The organism is Acidovorax sp. YS12 (genome assembly GCA_021496925.1).
Taxonomy (GTDB): domain Bacteria; phylum Pseudomonadota; class Gammaproteobacteria; order Burkholderiales; family Burkholderiaceae_C; genus Paenacidovorax.
In genome coordinates this window covers 3,782,059-3,801,602 of record CP053915.1, presented here as the reverse complement: position 1 = coordinate 3,801,602, position 19,544 = coordinate 3,782,059, and the positions used below count along the sequence as shown (strand labels likewise).

At 67.2% G+C, this 19,544-nt stretch carries 15 protein-coding genes; 10 read left to right on the top strand and 5 right to left on the bottom strand.

What is annotated here, in order from left to right; translation table 11 throughout:
- The first annotated feature begins 185 nt into the window (after positions 1 to 185).
- Both YS110_17060 and YS110_17055 read left to right on the top strand, forming a co-directional pair.
- Positions 186 to 1,136, top strand: coding sequence for a LysR family transcriptional regulator (locus YS110_17060; protein ID UJB66341.1), 951 nt, complete (start codon positions 186 to 188; stop codon positions 1,134 to 1,136).
- A gap of 30 nt (positions 1,137 to 1,166) precedes the next feature.
- Positions 1,167 to 1,808: a response regulator transcription factor gene (locus YS110_17055; GenBank protein UJB66340.1), complete on the top strand. Its 642-nt coding sequence runs from the start codon at positions 1,167 to 1,169 to the stop codon at positions 1,806 to 1,808.
- A 282-nt stretch (positions 1,809 to 2,090) separates the two neighbouring features.
- Here YS110_17055 and YS110_17050 read toward each other — a convergent pair whose 3' ends face one another.
- The 5 genes from YS110_17050 to YS110_17030 all read right to left on the bottom strand — a co-directional run bounded on the left by YS110_17050 (position 2,091) and on the right by YS110_17030 (position 9,177).
- Positions 2,091 to 3,128: an IS110 family transposase gene (locus YS110_17050; GenBank protein ID UJB66339.1), complete on the bottom strand. Its 1,038-nt coding sequence runs from the start codon at positions 3,126 to 3,128 to the stop codon at positions 2,091 to 2,093.
- Positions 3,129 to 3,245: 117 nt separating this feature from the next.
- On the bottom strand, positions 3,246 to 4,685 hold the full coding sequence (gene ccoG, locus YS110_17045) for a cytochrome c oxidase accessory protein CcoG (protein ID UJB66338.1): 1,440 nt from the start codon (positions 4,683 to 4,685) through the stop codon (positions 3,246 to 3,248).
- Positions 4,686 to 4,927: 242 nt separating this feature from the next.
- Positions 4,928 to 6,889 carry a molecular chaperone HtpG gene (gene htpG, locus YS110_17040; protein ID UJB66337.1) on the bottom strand — a complete coding sequence of 654 codons (1,962 nt, stop codon included), beginning with the start codon at positions 6,887 to 6,889 and terminating at the stop codon, positions 4,928 to 4,930.
- A 170-nt stretch (positions 6,890 to 7,059) separates the two neighbouring features.
- On the bottom strand, positions 7,060 to 8,319 hold the full coding sequence (locus YS110_17035) for an alpha/beta hydrolase (protein ID UJB66336.1): 1,260 nt from the start codon (positions 8,317 to 8,319) through the stop codon (positions 7,060 to 7,062).
- 120 nt (positions 8,320 to 8,439) lie between these two features.
- Entirely contained in the window at positions 8,440 to 9,177 is a 738-nt protein-coding gene (locus YS110_17030) for a Crp/Fnr family transcriptional regulator (protein ID UJB66335.1), read from the bottom strand.
- A gap of 193 nt (positions 9,178 to 9,370) precedes the next feature.
- Here YS110_17030 and YS110_17025 point away from each other — a divergent pair, with 193 nt between their 5' ends.
- The 8 genes from YS110_17025 (at position 9,371) to YS110_16990 (ending at position 19,358) form a co-directional block, all read left to right on the top strand.
- The gene (locus tag YS110_17025; protein ID UJB66334.1) at positions 9,371 to 10,525 is read left to right on the top strand and encodes an ABC transporter substrate-binding protein; all 1,155 of its coding nucleotides are present in this window, start codon (positions 9,371 to 9,373) and stop codon (positions 10,523 to 10,525) included.
- Between the two features lie 289 nt (positions 10,526 to 10,814).
- Positions 10,815 to 12,740, top strand: a complete 1,926-nt coding sequence (locus tag YS110_17020) for an AMP-binding protein (protein ID UJB66333.1) — start codon at positions 10,815 to 10,817, stop codon at positions 12,738 to 12,740.
- A gap of 15 nt (positions 12,741 to 12,755) precedes the next feature.
- On the top strand, positions 12,756 to 13,541 hold the full coding sequence (locus YS110_17015; protein ID UJB66332.1) for an ABC transporter ATP-binding protein: 786 nt from the start codon (positions 12,756 to 12,758) through the stop codon (positions 13,539 to 13,541).
- Between the two features lie 21 nt (positions 13,542 to 13,562).
- A complete protein-coding gene (locus YS110_17010) occupies positions 13,563 to 14,492 on the top strand; it encodes a branched-chain amino acid ABC transporter permease (protein UJB66331.1) in 930 nt (309 codons plus the stop codon).
- Between the two features lie 35 nt (positions 14,493 to 14,527).
- Positions 14,528 to 15,604: a branched-chain amino acid ABC transporter permease gene (locus YS110_17005; protein ID UJB66330.1), complete on the top strand. Its 1,077-nt coding sequence runs from the start codon at positions 14,528 to 14,530 to the stop codon at positions 15,602 to 15,604.
- A 43-nt stretch (positions 15,605 to 15,647) separates the two neighbouring features.
- Positions 15,648 to 16,976: an ABC transporter substrate-binding protein gene (locus YS110_17000; protein ID UJB66329.1), complete on the top strand. Its 1,329-nt coding sequence runs from the start codon at positions 15,648 to 15,650 to the stop codon at positions 16,974 to 16,976.
- 224 nt (positions 16,977 to 17,200) lie between these two features.
- Positions 17,201 to 18,010 (top strand): ABC transporter ATP-binding protein, encoded by an 810-nt coding sequence (locus tag YS110_16995; GenBank protein UJB66328.1) that lies wholly within the window; start codon positions 17,201 to 17,203, stop codon positions 18,008 to 18,010.
- Between the two features lie 100 nt (positions 18,011 to 18,110).
- On the top strand, positions 18,111 to 19,358 hold the full coding sequence (locus YS110_16990; protein ID UJB66327.1) for an AMP-binding protein: 1,248 nt from the start codon (positions 18,111 to 18,113) through the stop codon (positions 19,356 to 19,358).
- Positions 19,359 to 19,544 lie beyond the last annotated feature (186 nt).

Below are 19,544 nucleotides of genomic sequence, written 5' to 3'. Positions count from 1 at the left end.
GATTCCATGGCGTGACTGTATTGGATACCGGCGCGAACATTAAGATGGGGAAACAACACTTATCCATTACGGAAAAGTCATTAATCCCTTTCAGCCCCAGGGCACGGGGCGAAGTACTGCGCGATGGTGCGGTAATCAGGCGCAAAGCTGGATTATTCTTTACTTCCGCACACATAATTCACGCCATGGACAAACTCAAGGCGTTCGAGTCTTTCGTCTCGGTGGCAACGCGCGGCAGTCTCACGGCGGCGGCCAAGGTGGAGGGCGTGGCACCCGCCATCATGGGGCGGCGCCTCGATGCGCTGGAGGAGCGCCTGGGCGTCAAGCTGCTGGTGCGCACCACGCGCCGCATCACGCTCACGCACGAGGGCAGCGCCTTCCTGGAGGACTGCCAGCGCCTGCTGGCCGACGTGGCCAACGCCGAGGCCAGCGTCTCGGCCGGGGGCGTGAAGGCCACGGGCCACCTGCGCATCACCGCGCCGGCGGGCTTCGGGCGGCGCCACGTGGCGCCGCTGGTGCCGCTGTTCCACGAGCTGCACCCCGACGTGACCATTTCGCTGAACCTCAGCGACCGCGTGGTCGATCTGGCGGGCGAGGGTTTCGACTGCGCCGTGCGCGTGGGCGACCTGCCCGACTCCGCGCTGGTGAGCGTGCGCATCGCCGACAACCGGCGCCTGTGCGTGGCCACCCCCGGCTACCTGCAGCGCCACGGCACGCCGCGCCACCCCGGCGAGCTGGTGCAGCACACCTGCCTCACGCTGTCGAGCGAGGCCTCGCAGACGCGCGGCTGGGCGTTCCGCATGCCGGTCGATGGCGGTGGCACCGAAGTGGTGTACCTGAAGCCGGGTGGGCCGCTCGACTGCTCCGACGGCCAGGTGCTGCACGACTGGTGCCTGGGCGGCTGGGGCATCGCCTGGCGCAGCACCTGGGAGGTGGAGTCGGAAATCGCCGCCGGGCTGCTGGTGCCGGTGCTGGAGGAGTTCGCCGCGCCGCCCAACGGCATCTTCGTCGTTTTTCCGCAGCGCAAGCACATGCCGCTGCGCGTGCGCCTGTGGATCGAGTTCCTCAAGCGCCACTACGCCGAGCCCGCCTTCTGGCGCCGCAGCGGCGCGCCCATGCCCGTGTCGCCCGCCTGAGAACATGCCGGGCATGGCAGACTGCGTGCCATGTCCGAGCCCACGCTGCTGGTCGCCGATGACCACCCCCTGTTCCGCGCTGCCGTGCTGCACGTGCTGCGCGAGCGCCTGCCGCAGTTCCGCACGCTGGAGGCCGCCAGCGCTGCCACGCTGGGTACGGCGCTGCAGGAGCACCCCGAGGTGGAGCTGGTGCTGCTGGACCTGAGCATGCCCGGCACGCGCGGCTTCTCGGCGCTGCTGCACGTGCGCGGCGAGTACCCCGAGCTGCCGGTGGTGGTGATCTCGTCGAACGACCATCCGCGCGTCATCCGCCGCGCCCAGCAGTTCGGCGCGGCCGGGTTCATCCCCAAGTCGGCCCCGGCCGAGGCCATGGGCGAGGCCATCGCCACGGTGCTTGACGGCGGCAGCTGGTTTCCGCCCATGGCGGCCGAGCGCTCCGAGGCCGACGCCGAGCTGGCCGCGCGCCTGGCGCAGCTTACGCCGCAGCAGTTCCGCGTGCTGCTGTGCCTGGCCGACGGGCTGCTCAACAAGCAGATCGCGGCCGAGCTGGGGCTGGCGGAGAACACCGTCAAGGTGCACGTCACGGCGATCCTGAAGAAGCTCGCCTGCTACAGCCGCACGCAGGCGGCGGTGCTGGTCAAGAGCCTGGAGGCGGAAGACGGCGCGGCCTGAGAACGTATATGGACGCCCCGAATAAGCCAAGCCCTCATGCAGTGCTGTCAAGTAGGTAAAGATTGCACCCGTATATCCGGACTTGATGTGGCATGAGCCACGGTCCCTGATGGGATTCGCTGGCGGATTTCCTATCGGTTCAGCGCACTCGAAGTGCTACGTTCTCATCGGATTGCATCCACCACGGTCTGACCTGTCTTGCCATCACTTCATGATTGCTTGAGCAATCGGTGGTTTTGCTCCCTGTCGTCGTTGTTCCTGCCGTAGCGGCGCTGTGGCTGCTCAGGCTGCTTGCCGTGTGTAGCCTGACTCGTAACTTCTGTCATGCGCGAGCAAGGCCCACACGATGCGTGCATTCTTGTTGGCCAGCGCCACCGCTGCCACGTTCTTGTTGCGCCGCTGTAGCACGCCATTGACCCAGCGGCATTGCGCACTGTCGGATGCTTTGTTCTGCGTGTGGTAGATCACCGAGCGTGCACCGTGAATCAGCAAGGTTCGCAAATAGGTGTCGCCCCGCTTGCTGATGCCCAGCAAGTTTTGCTTGCCCCCGCTGGAGTGCTGGCGTGGCACAAGGCCCAGCCAGGCAGCCACTTGTCGACCATCCTTGAAGTGCCTGGCATCGCCCAACGAAGCGACCAATGCGCAAGCCGTCACGGGGCCAATGCCGGGTATCTGTTCGAGCCTGCGGCTCAAATCGCTTTGGCGGTGCCAGGCGACGATTTGCGCTTCCAGTTCCTGAACCTGGCGGTCAAGCTCCTTGAGGTGCTCCAGCAGCTTGTTCATGAGCTGGCGGAACATGCCGAGCAGTTCATTGGAAGCATCCTCGATGAGCTCTGGCACCCGCTGGTGGATGTGGCCGATGCCCTGTGGAATGACCAGCCCAAACTCGGCGAGCAGGCCCCGGATTTGATTGGCTTGCGCGGTGCGGGCCAGGACAAACCCCTGTCGCACCCGGTGCAGGGCCAGTACGCTTTGCTGCTCGATGTTCTTGACGGGCACGAAACGCATGCTCGGGCGGGTAACAGCTTCGCAGATGGCAGCAGCATCGGCGGCATCACTCTTGTTGGTCTTGACGTAGGGCTTGACGAACTGCGGGGCCATCAGGCGCACGGTGTGGCCCATGCCCTGGAGCTTGCGTGCCCAGTGATGGGCGCTGGCGCAAGCTTCCATGCCGATCAGACAGGCGGGTAGGTTGGCAAAGAATGCCGCTATCTGGTTGCGCTTGAGCGGCTTGTTGAACACTGCCCGACCGTGTTCATCAACGCCGTGGACTTGAAACACATTCTTGGCCAGATCGATGCCAATGGTTGTAACCTTCATGGTGGACGCTCCTGCTCGTTGAAGTGGAAGAGAACTGACGTCTCCACTTTGGCACTTTGATGCCGTTTAGGGTAGGGGCGTCCATCCCATTGGTTCACGTTCTGAACGCCGTCCCCCTCAGCGCGGTACCTGGAACGCGGCCTTCTCCACCACCCGCGCAGGCACGCCGCCCTGCGCCTCCACCGTGAAATACACCGTGTGCGAGCCTGCAGGCGCCGCGCCGTAGGGAATGCGCAGGCGCACCGGCACCCAGCGGGCCTGCGTGGCGTCGACCTCGGCATCGCGGTCTTCGGCGGCCACGGCCAGCCCGTCCAGCCCCTGCGCGCTGATGCGGTAGCGCTGCGGCGCCTCGGTGGCGTTCATGATCTGCAGGCGGTACAGGTTTTCCAGCTGGCCGCCGGAGACGATGCGCGCCAGCACGGCGCGGTCGCTCACCACGTCCACCTTCAGCGGCGTGCGCAGCGCCATGCTGGCCACCAGCGCCACGCACAGCACCACCAGCGCGCCGGTATAAATCAGCACGCGCGGGCGCGCCACGCGGCGCAGCATCTGCGCGGTGCTCCAGCGGCTGTCCATGCCGTTGGGCGTGGCGTAGCGGATCAGGCCACGCGGCGCGCCCACCTTGTCCATCACGCTGTTGCAGGCGTCCACGCACAGGCCGCAGCCGATGCACTCGTACTGCAGGCCGTCGCGGATGTCGATGCCCACCGGGCACACCTGCACGCACAGCGAGCAGTCGATGCAGTCGCCCAGGTGGCTGGCGGGGGCGCCAGCCTTCTTGCTGCGCGCGCCGCGCGGCTCGCCGCGCTGGGTGTCGTAGGTGACGATGAGCGTGTCCTTGTCGAACATGGCGCTCTGGAAACGCGCATACGGGCACATGTACTTGCACACCTGCTCGCGCAGGAAGCCAGCGTTGCCGTAGGTGGCGAAGCCGTAGAACAGCACCCAGAACATCTGCCACGGGCCGTGCAGCGCCAGCAGCTCCACGCCGAGCTGGCGAATCGGCACGAAGTAGCCCACGAAGGTGAAGCCCGTCCAGAGCGACACGGCGATCCACGCGCTCTGCTTGGCGGACTTCTTCCACAGCTTCTCGGCCGTCCAGCCGCCGTTGTCCAGGCGCAGGCGCGCGCTGCGGTCACCCTCGATGCGGTGCTCGATCCACAGGAAGATTTCGGTGTACACCGTCTGCGGGCACGAGAAACCGCACCACAGCCGCCCAGCCACCGCCGTGAACAGGAACAGCGACAGCGCCGAGATGATGAGCAGTCCGGTCAGGTAGATGAAGTCCTGCGGGTACAGCACCAGCCCGAACAGGTAGAAGCGCTTGACCTCCAGGTCGAACAGCACCATCTGGCGCTCGCCCCACTGCAGCCACGGCAGGCCGTAGAACACCAGCTGCGTGAGCCATACCATGGCCCAGCGCCAGTTGGCGAACACGCCCTGGATGGAGCGGGGGTGGATTTTCTGCCGGGCCTCGTAGAACGAGCTGCCAGCGGCGGCGATGGGAATGACTTTGCGCGGCTTCCCGTCTGGGTGGGAATGCTTCGTGGGGGACATGTGGGCCTCGTAACCGGCACCGGACCGCACCACTGCGGGCCCCGGTCGCCTGCCCCGCACTATGGCGCGGACACCCGCGCAGAAACAGCAGCAGATGCTGCCCGATGGGGCATACCAGATGCGGCGCGCCCAGCCATCGGCCCCAAAAGAAGCGCCCAGCGCTTGCCAAGCAAGCGCTGGGCGCTATTCATTCAGGAGCAATCAGCGCGCCGCGCGCGGACGCCTCCTGTGCCAGCGGAAGATCAGGCCAGCAGCGCGTTCACGCGCTTGACGTAGGCCGCCGGGTCTTCGGGCAGGCCGCCTTCGGCCAGCAGGGCCTGGTCGAACAGGATGTGCGCCAGGTCGTGGAAGTGCACGCTGCCGTCGAGCTTCTTCACCAGCGCGTGCTCGGGGTTCACTTCCAGCACGGGCTTGGCGTCGGGGGCCTTCTGGCCGGCCTGCTTGAGCAGGCGCGCGAGCTGGTTGCTCATGCCGCCGTCCTGCACCACGAGGCAGGCGGGCGAATCGACCAGGCGCGTGGTGGCGCGCACGTCCTCGGCCTTGTCCTTGAGGGCTTCCTTGAGCTGGGCCAGCACGGGCTTGAAGGCTTCGGCGGCCTCCTCGGCGGCCTTCTTCTCGGCCTCGTCCTGCAGCTTGCCCAGGTCCACCGCGCCCTTGGCCACGGACTGCAGCGGCGTGCCGTCGAAGTCCTGCAGGTAGTTCAGCGCCCACTCGTCCACGCGGTCGGTCATGAGCAGCACCTCGATGCCCTTCTTCTTGAAGACTTCGAGCTGCGGGCTGTTCTTGGCCGCCGCCAGCGTGTCGGCGGTGATGTAGTAGATGGCTTCCTGCCCTTCCTTCATGCGCGCCTTGTAGTCGGCGAAGGACACGCTCGGCGTGTCGGCGCTGGTGGAGGCGAAGCGCAGCAGCTTGGCGATGCGCTCGCGGTTGCCGAAGTCCTCGCCCAGGCCTTCCTTGAGCACGGCGCCGAACTCGGCGTAGAACTGCGTGTACTTGCCTTCCTTGGCCTTGTCGTCGGCGTCCACCACGTCGGTGACGCCGTCGGCTTCGGCGCCGGCTTCGTGCCGGTCGTGCTTGGCCAGGTCTTCGAGCATGGAGAGCACGCGCTTGACCGAGCCGTCGCGGATCAGGCGCACGTCGCGGCTTTCCTGCAGCAGCTCGCGGCTCACGTTCAGCGGCAGGTCGGCCGAGTCGATCACGCCCTTGACGAAGCGCAGGTAGCTGGGCATCAGCGACTCGGCATCGTCCATGATGAACACGCGCTTGACGTAGAGCTTGATGCCGGCGTGCTTGTCGCGCTGGTACAGGTCGAACGGCGCCTTGGCCGGGATGTACAGCAGCTGCGTGTACTCGGTGTTGCCCTCGACGCGGTTGTGGCTCCAGGTCAGCGGGTTCTCGTAGTCGTGGCTGATGGCCTTGTAGAAATCCTGGTACTGCTCGTCGGTGATGTCCTTCTTCGGCCGCGTCCACAGCGCGCTGGCCTTGTTGACGGTCTCCCACTCGCCGGTCTTGGCCATGGCGCCGGGCTCGCCCTCCTTCTCGCTCTCCTTCCATTCCTCTTTTTCCATGAGGATGGGCAGGCTGATGTGGTCGGAGTACTTGCCGATGACCTGCTTGAGCTTCCAGGCGTTGAGGAACTCCTCGGCGTCGTCGCGCAGGTGCAGGATGACGCTGGTGCCGCGCGCAGCGCGCGTGATGGACTCGACCTCGAAGTCGCCCGTACCGCCGCTGATCCAGCGCACGCCCTCCTCGGCCTTCATGCCGGCGCGGCGCGACTCGACGGTGATCCTGTCGGCCACGATGAAGCCCGAGTAGAAGCCCACGCCGAACTGGCCGATGAGCTGGCCTTGCTCGGAAGCCGACGCCTTCTGGTCGCCCGAGAGCTTGCCCATGAAGTCCTTGGTGCCGCTCTTGGCGATGGTGCCCAGGTGGTCGATGGCCTCCTGCGTGCTCATGCCGATGCCGTTGTCGGTGATGGTGAGCGTCCTGGCCTCCTTGTCGAACGCCACGCGCACTTCGAGGTTCGGCGCGTCCTCGTACAGCCCGGCGTCGTTCAGCGCCTCGAAGCGCAGCTTGTCGCAGGCGTCGGAGGCGTTGGAGACCAGCTCGCGCAGGAAGATCTCGGGGTTGGAGTACAGCGAATGCGTGACCAGGTGCAACAGTTGCGCGACTTCGGCCTGGAAGGAATGGGTTTGCTTGCTCATAGAGGTTTTACGGGACGGATGCGGTTCAAAAAACGGCGGCGCGGTTAAGCGCCTGCAAGCGTGCATGTAGGGGCGGACGCGCAGGTTTCAACCCATGGCACAGCAACATCAAAAATGAGAGCTGCTAGCGCTTGCCTAGCAAGGGCTGGAGCGACTTTTTGCTTGTATTCCTATTCGGCCAGCCATTGGGTCAGCTGCCGGGCCACGCCGGCATGGCTGAGCAGATCCATGTGCCCGGCCTGGTGCACCACGTACCGGCGCGTGCGCGCAAACGCCAGGCCACGCGCCGGGTCGTCATGCATGCCCAGGGCGCTGTGCAGGGGCACCAGCCCGTCGCCCAGCAGGCGCTCGGCCAGCGGGCAGCGGCGCGCCGCCAGCGTGGCGGCCACGGTGAAGCATTCCACCCCGGCGGGCAGCGGCACGGGGGTGCGCCGGTCGGGGCTGCGGCGGAAGCGGTCGCGGCCCTGCCAGTCGGCGTCGAGCACGTGGCCATAGCGCAGGTCGGTGATGCCCGCGCTGCGCAACTGGCCCAGGCGCGCGAACGGGCGGCTGTACGGCGTGCTGCCCAGCAGCACGTCCACCCAATGGCCCGCGCGCTCCAGCGGCGCGCCATGGTGCGGCGTGCCCAGGAAGACGATGCGGCGCAGCTGCGCCGGCCAGCGGTGGCCGGCCTCGGCGCCGTAGCGGCAGGCGCTGCGCGCCACCAGCCCGCCCATGCTGTGCACGAGCACGCTGAACTCCTGCACCGGCACGGGCCAGGCGGCCAGCAGCGCCTCGATATGGCCGGCCAGCTCGCGCCCGTTGAGCGAGGTATGCAGGCCGGTGTTGTAGCGCACGTAGACCGGGGTATAGCCCAGCGCCCGGGCCAGGTGCGCGCCATGGTCGTGGCCCGCGCGCTGCCATTGCAGGTCGTTCATGCACAGGCCGTGCACCAGCAGCAGCACCTTGCCGGTGGCCGCGCCCGAGGCCTGCAGCGCCGCCAGGTCGAGCGCGCGGCCCTGCTGGCGCAGTTCCATCGGCACGGCCAGCGGGTTGCCGTCGGCGGCCAGGCGGTCGCCCATCACGCCGTTGAGGGCCGACAGCACGGCCTCGCGCTCGGCGGGCGGCGCGGCGTCCGGGCCGCCCGTGGCGCGCTCCAGGAAGGGTTCGAGCCGCAGCAGCGCGGCCTGCAGCCCGGCATCGACCAGGCGCGTCACGCCCTCGATGCTGCGGTAGACCATGCCGGTGAGCCCGCGCGTGCGGCCCGCCTCGGCTGCGCCGGGCAGGCCCATAGTGCCGAGCACCGACTGGTGCACGCCCTCGGCGATGCGCGCCACGCCGGCCGTGGCCTGGGTGGCCAGGCGCGCCGCGCCGCGCAGGTCGCTGGCGCGCAGCTGCCGCAATGCGGTGCGCGCGGTCTTGTCCGGCCGGGACGCGGGAGGTGTGGCCATGGGGTGCTCCAGAACAGGAAGGGAGGCCCAGTGTGGCATGGCGCGCGCAAGCGGGCCGTGCTGCACGGCGCGGCTTCGGGCCAAAACAGGCTCCAGCCCTTGCCAGGAAAGCGCGAGCAGCTAGTGTTTGGATAGCAACTCGGCCGGCGGCGCCCACACCAGCGTGCGCAGCGCATCGATGTCGAGCACGCGCAGGCCGCCGTATTCGACGCGGATCAGCCCCTGCGCCTGCAGCGCCGCCAGCGCCTCGTTCACGCGCTGGCGCGACAGGCCCACGAGGTAGGCCAGCTCCTGCTGCGTGATGCGCAGCACCTGGCCCACGCCGGGGTAGAGCACCGGGTTGAACAGCGCCGCCAGGCTGCGCGCCACGCGCACGTCGGGGCTGCCCAGGCGGTCGATCTCGCGCGCCGCGATGAACTGGCCCAGGCGCTCGTTGAGCTGGTTCATGACGAAGCGGTTGAACGGGATCGAGTGGTCGAGCAGCCAGTGGAAGGTGTCGATCGGCAGCCCCGCCACCACGCTCCTGCGCAGCGCCTGGATGTTGTAGCGGTAGGGCTCGCGCTTCACCGCCGTGCCCTCGCCGAACCAGCCGCCCGGGGGCACGCCGGTGAAGGTCATGGTGCCGCCCTGGGCGTTGTCGGCGCTCATCTTGAGCAGGCCGTCCACCAGGCCGAACCAGTAGGTCACAGGGCGGCCGACGCGGCACACGTAGTCGCCCGCCTTGGCGTCGCCGACGACCAGCGTGGCCACCGCGCGCTCGCGCGCCTCGGCCTCGAGCAGGCCCAGCCAGGGAATGCCGTCGAGCTCGCCGCGCGAGGGCGTGCGGCGGCGCTTGTGCAGGGAAAGGTCTTGGCTCATGGCGGGGCTACGGCAATGGGGCGGACGGCGCGGGGCGAAGCGGGAATGCGGCCATGGCGGAGGTGGCATCCATGTTCCCGGCGTGGTCATAATCTACTGGAATACCACGTGACCGATTGTCGTTGCGCGGACAGATTTTTATCTGCCGGAACCGCAATATCCGCCGTTTCACCGCAGCCTGAGGAATTCCAGCATGCCCCACGCCCTCCAGACCCGACTGTCCCGCCGCGCCCTGCTCGCCGGCACCGCCGCCGCGGCCCTGCCCTGGCTGCAGGCGGGCCCGGCCAGCGCGCAGGAAAGCCAGATCGTGCTCGGCCAGAGCACCGACCTGACGGGTCCGCTGGGCGAGCTGGGATCGGCCATGCACCAGGGCGCGCAGGCCGCCTTCGCCGCCGTGAACGCGCGCGGCGGCATCCAGGGCCGCAGCATCGTGCTCAACACGCTGGACGACCAGTACGACGTGCAAAAAGGCCTGGCCAACGCCAGGCAGTTGGTGGCCGACCCCAGCACCTTCGCGCTGTTCAACTGCATGGGCACGGCCAACGTCGAGGCCATGCTGCCCATGGTGCTGGAGTCGGGCATACCGTTCTTCGCGCCCTTCACCGGCGCGCAGCTCAGCCGCGTGCCGCAGCGCAACGTGTTCAACATCCGCGCCAGCTACGCCGAGGAGGCGGAAAAGCTGGTGCAGCACCTGCACACGCTGGGCATCAAGCGCATCGCCATCGCCTACCAGGCCAACAGCTTCGGCAAGGAAGTGTTCAACGCCACGCAGCGCTCCATGGCCAAGCTGGGCCTGCCCGAGGGCCCTTCGGCCACGGTGGAGAACAACGCCAGCGATGCCGCCGCCGCGGCCGCCAAGATCGCCCAGGCCCAGCCCGAGGCCGTGCTGATCGGCCTGGCCGGCAAGCCGGCCATGGAGTTCGTCAAATCCTTCCGCGCGCTGCGCCGCGGCACGGCGCTGTACGGGCTGTCGGTGCTGGGCACGTCGGCCAACATCGCCGCGCTGGGCGCCGACGCCGTAGGCATGGCGCTGACCCAGGTGATGCCGCTGCCCACCAACCCGGTGGTGCCGGTGGCGCGCGAATTCGTGCAGGCCTGGAAGGCCATCGGTGCCAAGACCGAGCCCTCGCACCTGGCGCTGGAGGGCTACATCAACGCCCGGGTGTTCTGCGAAGCACTGCAGCGCGCGGGCAAGAACCCCACGCGCGCCAGCTTCATCGACGCCACCTGGAGCCTGCGCAAGCTCGACCTGGGCGGCTTCGAGGTCCACGCCACCGAGCCGGGGCGCAACGCCTCGCGCTTCGTCGAACTGACCCTGGTCGGGCGCGACGGCAAGTACGTGCGCTGAGCGCCTGTGCGCGGGCGCGTCCGGCCCGCCGCGCCTTCATTTCCTGTTCCCCGCAACGCCTGCATGGGCCCCGCTTCCCGGGCCCGGCACAGCCCTGCGCGGCCGTCGGATACCAGAAGCGGCAAACCCTGGAGTCGAGTAAGGTTAACCCGATGGGGAGTTTCCCGTAAATTGTCGTTGGCAAGACATATTGACGTCAAAGTTCTCCCTACCATTGCTTGCAAATTCATAGGTGAGGCATGAGCGTGCCGAACCCGCCCTCTTTGGTGAACCACAGGAACAACCGTCCATGAGCACCACGTTTCCGCATCTGCTGCTAAAGCATGCCGCCGAGCGCCCCGATGCCCCGGCGCTGCGCGAAAAAGAATATGGCATCTGGCAAACCTGGAGCTGGTCCGACACGGCCCGCACCGTGCGCCACATGGCCTGCGGTCTGGCCGCGCTGGGCCTGCAGCGTGGCCAGAACCTGGCCCTGATCAGCGACAACCGGCCGCACCTGTACATGGGCTTCGTGGCCGCCCAGGCGCTGGGCGCCGTGCCGGTGCCGCTGTACCAGGACGCCGTGGCCGCCGAAATGACGTTCGTGATGCAGGACGCGGAGATCACCGTGGCCTTCGCCGAGAACCAGGAACAGGTGGACAAGCTGCTGGAAGTGCGCGAGACCGTGCCCAGCATCCGCGCCATCATCTACGACGACCCGCGCGGCCTGCGCAACTACGACCAGCCGGGCCTGATCAGCGTGGAGCAGCTGCTGGAGCAGGGCGCCGCCTGGGACAAGGCCCACCCGCAGGCCTGGGACGCCATGGTGGCGGCCGTCAAGCCCGATGACGTTTCGGTGATCCTCTACACCTCGGGCACTACCGGCAAGCCCAAGGGCGTGTGCCAGACGCACTCCAGCTTCATCGGCGCGGCGCGCGGCGCCACCGAGGTGGACCAGCTCGGGCCCGACGACAGCATCATTTCCTACCTGCCGCCCGCCTGGGTGGGCGACCACCTGTTCTCGCTGGCGCAGTGGCTGGTGGCGGGCTACACCATCAACTGCCCGGAATCGGCGGCCACGGTGAGCATCGACATGCGCGAGATCGGCCCGACGTACTACTTCGCGCCGCCGCGCGTGTTCGAGGGCATGCTGACCTCGATCTCCATCCGCATGGAGGACGCCGCGCCGTCCAAGCGCTGGCTGTACGAGAAGTGCATGCAGCTCGCGCGCCGCGTGGGCTCCGACATCCTTGATGGCAAGCCGGTGGGCCTGCTCGACCGCATCAAGTACAAGCTGGGCGACCTGATGATCTACGGCCCGCTGCGCAACGCCATGGGGCTGTCGCGCATCCATGTGGCCTACACGGCGGGCGCGGCCATCGGGCCGGACCTGTTCCGCTTCTTCCGCTCCATCGGCATCAACCTCAAGCAGTTCTACGGCCAGACCGAGACCTGCGCCTACGTGTGCCTGCAGCGCGACCGCCAGGTCAACCTGAACACCGTGGGCCAGGCGGCGCCCGGCATCGAGCTGAAGATCGCCGACAACGGCGAGGTGCTGCTCAAGGGCGTGTCGGTGCTCAAGGAGTACTACAAGCGCCCGGACGCCACGGCCGAGGTCATCGACGCCGAGGGCTGGTTCCACACCGGCGATGCCGGCGTGATCGACGCCGAGGGCCAGTTGCGCATCATCGACCGCGCCAAGGACGTGGGCAAGACCAACTCCGGCGCCATGTTCGCGCCCAACTACATCGAGAACAAGCTCAAGTTCTTCTCGCACGTCAAGGAAGCCGTGTGCTTCGGCCACGAGCGCGACAAGGTGTGCGCCTTCATCAACATCGACTTCGAGGCCGTGGGCAACTGGGCCGAGCGCCAGAACCTGCCCTACGCAGGCTACGTGGACCTGGCCTCCAAGGCCAAGGTGCTGGAGCTGATCGCCGACTGCGTGGCCCAGGTCAACGCCGACCTGGCGGGCGAGCCCGGCATGGCCGGCACGCAGGTGGCGCGCTTCCTGGTGCTGCACAAGGAGCTGGACCCGGACGACGACGAGCTGACCCGCACGCGCAAGGTGCGCCGCGGCTTCATCGCGCAGAAGTACGGCGTGCTGGTCGATGCCCTGTACTCCGGCAAGAAGGAGCAGTTCATCGAGACGCAGGTCAAGTTCGAGGACGGCCGCACCGGCAGCGTGAGCGCGACCCTGACCATCGTGGATGCCAAAACCCACCCCGCCAAAGCCTGATTGGGACGCACAGCCATGACACAGAAAAAGATCGGCGATGTCATCCTCGACATCAAGAACATCAGCCTGCGCTTTGGCGGCGTGAAGGCGCTGACGGACATCTCGTTCAACGTGAAGGAGCACGAGATCCGCTCCATCATCGGCCCGAACGGCGCCGGCAAGTCGTCGATGCTCAACTGCATCAACGGCGTGTACACGCCCACCGAGGGCTCCATCACCTTCCGCGGCAAGACCTTCGACCACATGAACAGCCGCCAGGTGGCCGAGATGGGCGTGGCGCGCACGTTCCAGAACCTGGCGCTGTTCAAGGGCATGAGCGTGATCGACAACATCATGTCGGGCCGCAACCTGAAGATCAAAAGCAACATCCTGCTGCAGGCGCTGCGCATCGGCCCGGCGGAGAAGGAAGAGATCGCGCACCGCGAGTTCGTCGAGCACATCATCGACTTCCTGGAAATCCAGGCCTACCGCAAGACGCCCGTGGGCCAGCTGCCCTACGGCCTGCAAAAGCGCGTGGACCTGGGCCGGGCCCTGGCCATGGAGCCGCAGGTGCTGCTGCTGGACGAACCCATGGCCGGCATGAACGTCGAGGAGAAGCAGGACATGTGTCGCTTCATCCTCGACGTGAACGACGAGTTCGGCACCACCATCGTGCTGATCGAGCACGACATGGGCGTGGTGATGGACATCTCCGACCGCGTCGTGGTGCTCGACTACGGCAAGAAGATCGGCGACGGCGCGCCCGACGAAGTGCGCAACAACGAAGACGTGATCCGCGCCTATCTGGGCGCAGGACACTGAGGGCAAGGCAGGAGAGCAACCATGGCATTCTTTTTGGAAACCCTGATCGGCGGCCTGATGGCGGGCATGCTGTACTCGCTGGTGGCGCTCGGCTTCGTGCTGATCTTCAAGGCCTCGGGCGTGTTCAACTTCGCGCAAGGCGCCATGGTGCTGTTCGCGGCCCTGGCGATGGCGCGCTTCGCGGAATGGATCCCGAAGTGGACCGGCATCGAGAACATGCTGGTGGCCAACCTGGCGGCCTTCATCATCGCGGGCGCCATCATGTTCGTCTGCGCCTGGGTGATCGAGCGGCTGGTGCTGCGCCACCTGGTGAACCAGGAAGGCGCCACGCTGCTGATGGCCACGCTGGGCATCACCTACTTCATGGAAGGCCTGGGCCAGACGCTGTTCGGCAGCGACATCTACAAGATCGACGTGGGCATGCCCAAGGAGCCGGTGTTCCTGTTCGAGTCGATGTTCGAGGGCGGCGTGCTGGTGAACAAGGAAGACGTGATCGCCGCCGCCATCGCCGCCGCGCTGGTGGTGCTGCTGAGCCTGTTCTTCCAGAAGACCGGCACCGGCCGCGCGCTGCGCGCCGTGGCCGACGACCACCAGGCGGCCCAGTCCATCGGCATTCCGCTCAACCGCATCTGGGTCATCGTCTGGTGCGTGGCCGGCGTGGTGGCCCTGGTGGCCGGGATGATCTGGGGCTCCAAGCTCGGCGTGCAGTTCTCGCTGACCACCGTGGCGCTGCGCGCGTTGCCGGTGGTGATCCTGGGCGGCCTGACCTCGGTGCCCGGCGCCATCATCGGCGGCCTGATCATCGGCGTGGGCGAGAAGCTCTCCGAGGTCTACCTGGGCCCGTTCGTGGGCGGGGGCATCGAAATCTGGTTCGCCTACGTGCTGGCCCTCGTGTTCCTGCTGTTCCGGCCCCAAGGCCTGTTCGGCGAGAAGATCATCGACCGCGTCTGAACCGCCGCATCCACCAGAACAATTAGGAGCAAGACATGTTCTACCGCGAAAACGGCCAGTTCAAGACGAGCTACCGTGCCGACCAGCAGATCTTCCCGATCGCGCAGGACCGCATCGTCATCCTGGCCTTCCTGGCCGTGGCCTTCGTGCTCGTGCCCATGCTGGCCAGCGACTACTTCTACCGCGCCATCCTGATCCCGCTGGTCATCATGTCGATGGCCGCCCTGGGCGTGAACATCCTGGTCGGCTACTGCGGCCAGATCTCGCTGGGCTCGGGCGCCTTCATGGCCGTGGGGGCCTACGGCGCGTTCAACTTCTTCGTGCGCTTCCCCGGCATGCCGCTGATTCCGGCGCTGATCCTGGGCGGGCTGTGCGCCACCTTCTTCGGCATCCTGTTCGGCCTGCCCAGCCTGCGCGTCAAGGGCCTGTACCTGGCCGTGGCCACGCTGGCGGCGCAGTTCTTCAGCGACTGGATGTTCCTGCGCATCAAGTGGTTCACGAACAACTCCGACTCGGGCTCGGTCTCGGTCAGCCACCTGCAGGTGCTGGGCATGCCGATCGAGAGCGCGATGAGCAAGTACCTGTTCTGCCTCGCGCTGCTCGTGGTCGTGGCGCTGCTGGCCAAGAACCTGGTGCGCGGCGCCATCGGCCGCGAGTGGATGGCCATCCGCGACATGGACGTGGCCGCCAGCGTGATCGGCATCCGCCCCATGTACGCCAAGCTCTCGGCGTTCGCCGTCAGCTCCTTCATCGTCGGCATGGCCGGCGCGCTGTGGGCCTTCGTGCACCTGGGCTCGTGGGAGCCGGCCGCGTTCTCGGTCGAGGTGTCGTTCCGCCTGCTGTTCATGGTCATCATCGGCGGCCTGGGCTCCATCATGGGCGCGTTCTTCGGCGCGGCCTTCATCGTGGTGCTGCCCATCTTCCTGAACCAGTTCCTGCCCGCGCTCTTCGGCCTGTTCGGCATGGAGATCTCCACCGCCGGCCTGTCGCACGCCGAGCTGATGATCTTCGGCGCGCTGATCGTCTGGTTCCTGATCGTCGAGCCCCACGGCCTGGCCAAGCTGTGGTCCACCGCCAAGCAGAAGCTGCGCGTGTGGCCCTTCCCGCATTGATTCCCGTTCCTGCGTTTCGCCCACCTCTGACTAGGAGACAACCATGAAGCTTTCGAAAATCGTGATCGCTGCCGCCGTCGTTGCCGCAGGCGCCTCTGGCGTGGCCACGAGCGCCTTCGCGCAAGCCAAGGAGCAGTTCTTCCCGCTGCTGTCGTACCGCACGGGCCCCTACGCCCCCAACGGCACGCCCTGGGCCAACGGCAAACAGGACTACCTCAAGCTCATCAACGCGCGCGACGGCGGCATCAACGGCGTGAAGATCACGTTCGAGGAATGCGAGACCGGCTACGCCACCGACCGCGGCGTGGAGTGCTACGAGCGCCTGAAGAGCCGCCCCGGCGTGTCGCTGTTCGATCCGCAGGCCACCGGCATCACCTTCGCGCTGACCGAGAAGGCGCCCGTGGACAAGATCCCGCTGATGACGCTGGGCTACGGCCTGTCCGTGGCGCAGGACGGCATGGCGTTCAAGTGGAACTTCCCCTACATGGGCAGCTACTGGACCGGCGCCGACATCCTGATTCAGCACATCGCCAAGAACGCCGGCGGCCTGGACAAGCTCAAGGGCAAGAAGATCGCCCTGGTCTACCACGACAGCCCGTTCGGCAAGGAGCCCATCCCGCTGCTGCAGGAGCGCTCCAAGATGCACGGCTTCGAGCTGCAGATGCTGCCCGTGACCGCGCCCGGCGTGGAGCAGAAGGCCACCTGGCTGCAGGTGCGCCAGAGCCGCCCGGACTACGTGCTGCTGTGGGGCTGGGGCGTGATGAACTCCACCGCCCTGAAGGAAGCGCAGGCCACCGGCTTCCCGCGCGACAAGATGTACGGCGTGTGGTGGGCCGGTGCCGAGCCCGACGTGCGCGACGTGGGCGAAGGCGCCAAGGGCTACCACGCGCTGGCGCTCAACGGCTACGGCACGCAGTCCAAGGTCATCCAGGACATCCTGAAGCACGTGCATGAGAAGGGCCAGGGCACGGGCCCGAAGGATGAAGTGGGCTCGGTGCTGTACACGCGCGGCGTCATCATCCAGATGCTGGGCGTGGAAGCCGTGCGCCGCGCGCAGGAGCGCTTCGGCAAGGGCAAGGTCATGACCGGCGAGCAGGTGCGCTGGGGCATGGAAAACCTGGCGCTCGACCAGAAGAAGCTGGACGCGCTGGGCTTCACCGACCTGATGCGCCCGCTGTCCACCAGCTGCAACGACCACATGGGCTCGACCTGGGCGCGCGTGCACACCTGGGACGGCAAGCAGTGGAAGTTCTCCTCCGACTGGTACCAGGCCGATGAGCAGATCCTCAAGCCCCTGGTCAAGTCCGGCTCGGAGAAGTACCTGGCCGACAAGAAGATGACGCGCCGCGACGCGGCGGACTGCCAGTCTTGAGGGCATCCCCCTGAGGCGCTGCGCGCCTTCCCCCTTCTCTCGAATCGCTGCGCGATTCGGGAAGGGGGACGACGCCAGCGCTGCGGGGCGGCCCTTGCGCGGCGTCTGCCGGCCTCGGCAGCGCCAGTCTCAACGGCCAGTGACACAGCGGTTGCCCCCAGGCAGCCGCCAATCGAAAGGGTTGCGCCCGCAGCCCTCCCGATTGGCACAGCGAAGGCAACACCATGGACTCCAAAAACATCGTTCTGAACGTCAACGGCATCGAGGTGATCTACAACCACGTGATCCTCGTGCTCAAGGGGGTATCGCTGTCGGTGCCCGAAGGCAGCATCGTCGCCATCCTGGGCGGCAACGGCGCGGGCAAGACCACCACGCTGCGCGCCATCTCCAACCTGCTCAAGGCCGAGCGCGGCGAGGTCACCAAGGGCTCGATCGACCTGCGCGGCGAGCGCATCGACAACCTCTCGCCCTCCGACCTGGTCAAGCGCGGCGTGGTGCAGGTCATGGAAGGGCGCCACTGCTTCGCCCACCTGACCATCGAGGAAAACCTCATGACCGGCTCGTACACGCGCAAGAGCAAGGGCGAGATCGCCGCGAACCTGGAGAAGGTCTACAACTACTTTCCGCGCCTGAAGACGCGCCGCACCTCGCAGGCCGCCTACACCTCCGGCGGCGAGCAGCAGATGTGCGCCATTGGCCGCGCCATCATGGCCAACCCCAGCCTGGTGCTGCTCGACGAGCCCTCGATGGGCCTGGCGCCGCAGATCGTGGAGGAAGTGTTCAACATCGTCCAGGACCTGAACAAGAAGGAAAAAGTGACCTTCGTGCTGGCCGAGCAGAACACCAACATGGCGCTGAAGTACTCCGACTACGGCTACATCATGGAAAGCGGCCGCATCGTCATGGACGGCACCGCCAGCGACCTGGCCAGCAACGAGGACGTGAAGGAGTTCTACCTCGGCGTCGGCGGCGGCGAGCGCAAGAGCTTCAAGGACGTCAAGAGCTACAAGCGCCGCAAGCGCTGGCTCGCCTGAGGTGAATGATTCACTCCTGATTTCGTAGCTGCCAGCGCTTATATGGTAAGCGCTAGCGGCCTTTTTGGCCCTCAACCTGAAGCACACAGGAGACCACGGCATGAGCAAGTTCTACGACGCCCTGGAAACCCGCCCCCACGCCGAACGCGAAGCCGCCCTGATGGCCGCGCTGCCCCGGCAGATCCAGCATGCCCGCACGGCCTCGGCCGCGTTCGCCAGCATCCTGGCGGACATCGACCCGGCCACCATCACCAGCCGCGCGGCGCTCGCGCGCCTGCCCGTCACGCGCAAGTACGAGCTGCTGCAGCGCCAGCAAGAGCAGCGCGCCCAGAGCGCCTTCGGCGGCTTCGCCACGCACGGCTTCGGCCCGCAGATGCCGCGTGTGTTCGCCAGCCCCGGCACCATCTACGAACCCGAGGGCACGCGGCGCGACTACTGGCGCATGGCGCGCGCCATCCACGCCGCGGGCTTCCGCACGGGCGAGCTGATCCACAACTGCTTCTCCTACCACTTCGTGCCCGCCGGCTCGATGATGGAAACCGGCGCCCACGCGCTGGGCTGCACCGTGTTCCCCGGCGGCACAGGCCAGACCGAGCAGCAGGTGCAGGCCATGGCCGAGCTGCGTCCGGCCGGCTACATCGGCACGCCGAGCTTCCTCAAGCTGATCCTGGAAAAGGCCCAGGCCATGGGCGTGGCCCTGCCCAGCCTGGCCAAGGCCCTGGTCTCGGGCGAGGCCTTCCCGCCCTCGCTGCGCGACTGGCTGGCGCAGCACGGCGTGGCCGGCTACCAGTGCTACGCCACCGCCGACCTGGGCCTGATCGCCTATGAGACCAGCGCACGCGAAGGCCTGGTGCTGGACGAAGGCGTGATCGTCGAGATCGTGCGCCCCGGCACCGGCGACCCGGTGCCCGAGGGCGAGGTCGGCGAACTGGTGGTGACCACGCTGAACACCGACTACCCGCTGATCCGCTTCGGCACCGGCGACCTTTCGGCCGTGCTGCCGGGCGACTGCCCCACCGGGCGCACCAACACGCGCATCAAGGGCTGGATGGGCCGTGCCGACCAGACCACCAAGGTGCGCGGCATGTTCGTGCACCCGGGCCAGGTGGCGGCCATCACCAAGCGTTTCCCGCAGGTGCAGCGCGCGCGCCTGGTGGTCAGCGGCGCCATGGCCAACGACCAGATGGTGCTGCAGGTGGAAACCACCGAAACCGCCGAAGGCCTGGCCCTGCAACTGGCCGAGGCCGTGCGCGAGGTGACCAAGCTGCGCGGCGACGTGCAGATGGTGGCTCCCGGCAGCCTGCCCAACGACGGCAAGGTGATCGAGGACGCACGGAGTTATGAGTGACAACCCCCTGAGGCGCTGACGCGCCTTCCCCCTTCTCTCGCGCTTGCAGCGCGGGAAGGGGGACGACGCCAGCGCGGCGGGGCGGCCCTTGCGCGGCGTCCGCTGGCTTGGAGCGCGCCAGTTCGAAGCGCTCCACTCCTCTTTTGATAGCCTCCCGCGCTTGCCTGGCAAGCGTTGGAGGCTTTT

Coding starts and splice junctions, on each gene's coding strand:
- YS110_16990 (UJB66327.1), top strand. CDS start 18,111: ATGAGCAAGTTCTACGACGCCCTGGAAACCCGCCCCCACGCCGAACGC.
- YS110_17000 (UJB66329.1), top strand. CDS start 15,648: ATGAAGCTTTCGAAAATCGTGATCGCTGCCGCCGTCGTTGCCGCAGGC.
- YS110_17030 (UJB66335.1), bottom strand. CDS start 9,177: ATGAGCCAAGACCTTTCCCTGCACAAGCGCCGCCGCACGCCCTCGCGC.
- htpG (UJB66337.1), bottom strand. CDS start 6,889: ATGAGCAAGCAAACCCATTCCTTCCAGGCCGAAGTCGCGCAACTGTTG.
- YS110_17060 (UJB66341.1), top strand. CDS start 186: ATGGACAAACTCAAGGCGTTCGAGTCTTTCGTCTCGGTGGCAACGCGC.
- ccoG (UJB66338.1), bottom strand. CDS start 4,685: ATGTCCCCCACGAAGCATTCCCACCCAGACGGGAAGCCGCGCAAAGTC.
- YS110_17035 (UJB66336.1), bottom strand. CDS start 8,319: ATGGCCACACCTCCCGCGTCCCGGCCGGACAAGACCGCGCGCACCGCA.
- YS110_17010 (UJB66331.1), top strand. CDS start 13,563: ATGGCATTCTTTTTGGAAACCCTGATCGGCGGCCTGATGGCGGGCATG.
- YS110_17025 (UJB66334.1), top strand. CDS start 9,371: ATGCCCCACGCCCTCCAGACCCGACTGTCCCGCCGCGCCCTGCTCGCC.
- YS110_17055 (UJB66340.1), top strand. CDS start 1,167: ATGTCCGAGCCCACGCTGCTGGTCGCCGATGACCACCCCCTGTTCCGC.
- YS110_17050 (UJB66339.1), bottom strand. CDS start 3,128: ATGAAGGTTACAACCATTGGCATCGATCTGGCCAAGAATGTGTTTCAA.
- YS110_16995 (UJB66328.1), top strand. CDS start 17,201: ATGGACTCCAAAAACATCGTTCTGAACGTCAACGGCATCGAGGTGATC.
- YS110_17020 (UJB66333.1), top strand. CDS start 10,815: ATGAGCACCACGTTTCCGCATCTGCTGCTAAAGCATGCCGCCGAGCGC.
- YS110_17005 (UJB66330.1), top strand. CDS start 14,528: ATGTTCTACCGCGAAAACGGCCAGTTCAAGACGAGCTACCGTGCCGAC.
- YS110_17015 (UJB66332.1), top strand. CDS start 12,756: ATGACACAGAAAAAGATCGGCGATGTCATCCTCGACATCAAGAACATC.